Below are 2,646 nucleotides of genomic sequence, written 5' to 3'. Positions count from 1 at the left end.
CAGGCGCCGACGAGCTGACAAACCCTGCACCGGCAGTGAAGTCAGCCGTAACACTTTGTGCACCAGCAGCATCGAATGCATGCGACAGCGTCGCGACACCTGACGCAACTGCCACCGGAGTGCCGATCGCAGTGCCGTTCGACTTGAACTGCACCGTGCCGACAGCGTTGTTCGGAGCGACGGTAGCGGTCAGATCTACGGCCGTACCCGTGACCGCCGTAGCCGGAACTTGAAGCGTTGTAGTCGTACTCAGCGCTGAGCTCGAGATCTCGATGGTCTGAGCTTGCGCGGTCGAACCACCAAAACCTGCAGTACCTGAATAGACCGCAGTGATCGAGTGTGATCCCGTCGTGGTGAACGTGTGATCCAGGGTCGCCGCTCCGCCAGTCACCGCGATGGGTCCGCCGATGTCGATGCCACCGTCCTTGAACTGGACCGTTCCGCCGTTAGCTGCCGGTGAGATGTTTGCGGTCAGCGCGACCGAGGTCTGCTCGACGGCACTACTCGGGACTGTCAACGACGCAGTCGTCTGTACATCGGCAGCGGCCACGCTCACTGTGCGTGCTGGTGACGTGGATGTCAGAAACTCGAGAACACCGTCGTATACAGCGGTGATGGAGTGATCGCCTGCCGCGGTGAATGTATGTGGCAGTGTGGCAACGCCATTGACGACGGCCACCGGGGCGCCGATGTCAGTTCCGCCATCCTTGAACTGAACGGTGCCGCCTGTCGGTGCCGGGGAGACCTGCGCAACCAAATCGGTCGACTGACCGACCGTTGCAGCCGCGCCGGATGTCACTGTGGTCGAGGTCGCCGCCTGCGAGACGACGTTGACGGTGGCCAATGCCTGACCACCCGCATTCAACCCACCACCACTCGAATCGCGCGGAGAGCAGTTGTAGCGCTCCCAGTACCCCGGCCAAAGGGTCTCGTACTGCAAGAACGTGAACGCATTCTTCGGCGAATTGAACGCACCCGAATCACCATCTGTGGCACGCAACTTCGGCTGCACCGTACTACCCGCGGCACCGGCAACCACCGTCACGTCGATCGCGGGCAACCGGAAGGTCTTCCCTGCCCCTACCTCGATTCCACCGTCACTGTTCTTGCTCGTGCTCGGGCCGTTACCGCCCTTGTTGTTCGAGTCAGCAGTCTGATTGTTCCCCGAAATACGCAGATGCGTACCCGCGCCATCCGGCGAACCGCCGTCGTTGATCCGAATCACCGACGGAGTCACACCGGACAAATTCGACGAAGTACCTGCCACGACCTGAGCATCCACCAACGACACCCCTGCAGGTATATCGAAGTCGTACTTGAGCCGCGTCCACTTACCGACACTGCGGCCTGCATGCCCACCCGTCGGCACCGACATCACGTTCGGCTGAACCCGATAGGTGAACGTCGACCCCGCCACCACCTTCTCCGGCGCAGACACCGTCACACCCGTCGAATGAAACACATCCGCGATATCAACAGCCAGATGTTCATAACCATCGCAACCCAGCTTGAACCCGATCGAGTTCTCCACCGCGGGAGATGACGTCGGAGCTGCCGAAGCAACGCCACCTGCCACCAGCACGCCACCGACCAACGCCGCCACCACGACCGCGGAACTTCTTCTCACCAACACGAACTCTCCTCAGCTAGCAACAGACGTGGATCGGGAACCGCACGGAAGGAGGTCACTCGAACAGAGCGGAAATCGGAATGGAGCTGGACGCTCGTACAGTACCCGTCAAAAGTAGTACTTGTATCAGTTATTTCAGACAAATATTCACGAATTGCCAATAGTTCAGCTAACGACCAATCCGCGATTCCCGAAGAGCAATGCCCCCTTGCACCTATGGGCGCAAGGGGGCATCACATCATCGGAGAATCATGAACCGAACGGCAGCGACAGCGAACCGAGCGAACCGGAGCCACCACCCCCGTTACCGACGTTCACAACCGATGCAGTCGACGTGGAACCCGTGACGCCCTGGGCTCCGCTGTAGACCGCGGTGATCGAATGGTTGCCGGTCGTGGTGAAGGTGTGGCTCAGCACGGCCTGCCCACCGACAACATCAACGGCAGTTCCGATCGGAGTCGTTCCGTCGAAGAACTGGACGGTTCCCGACGTCGCGCCGGAAGAACTGACCACAGCCTTCAGCTGCACCGCCGTGCCGACCTTTGCCGAGGACGGAGCCGTCAACGACGTAGAGCTTTCGACATCCGACGGGGTCGGAACCGTGACATTGACGTCGACAGACTCCGCGGTGGACGACGTGAACACGCCAGAGCCACTGAATACAGCCGAGACTACAAAGGTGCCTTCTGCTCCGAACACGTGCGGCAGCTTGGCAACTCCGTCAACAACCGCGACCGGGGCGCCCTGATCGACTCCACCGATCTTGAACTGAACCGTTCCGCCGGACGGCACCAGGGCGTCCGAGGGATCTTCGGACACTGTCGCGAAGAGATCAACAGGCAGTCCGACCTTGGCTTCACCCTGAACACTCAGCACCGTCTTTGTCGCCTTGTCGACCGGAGCCGGATCCGACACCGTCACCGTCTGAGCAGGCGCCGACGAACTCACGAAGCCAGCACCCGCGGTGAAGTCAGCCGTAACGCTTTGAGCGCCAGCAGCATCGAACGCGTGCGACA

The 2,646-nt window shown here is 60.8% G+C and carries 2 protein-coding genes; both read right to left on the bottom strand.

Going from position 1 to position 2,646, the window contains the following annotated elements; all coding sequences use genetic code 11:
* A partial coding sequence (locus QM609_RS05480) for an Ig-like domain-containing protein (protein ID WP_283337109.1) occupies positions 1–1,627 on the bottom strand: 1,627 nt, incomplete at its 3' end.
* 252 nt (positions 1,628–1,879) lie between these two features.
* Positions 1,880–2,646: Ig-like domain-containing protein (locus QM609_RS05475; protein WP_283337108.1), on the bottom strand; the 767-nt coding region annotated here is incomplete at its 5' end.

Source organism: Rhodococcus sp. IEGM 1302 (genome assembly GCF_030056935.1).
GTDB lineage: Bacteria > Actinomycetota > Actinomycetes > Mycobacteriales > Mycobacteriaceae > Rhodococcus_F > Rhodococcus_F qingshengii.
Note: the sequence above shows the minus strand (reverse complement) of the source record. Positions and strands in the feature narration are given on the sequence as shown.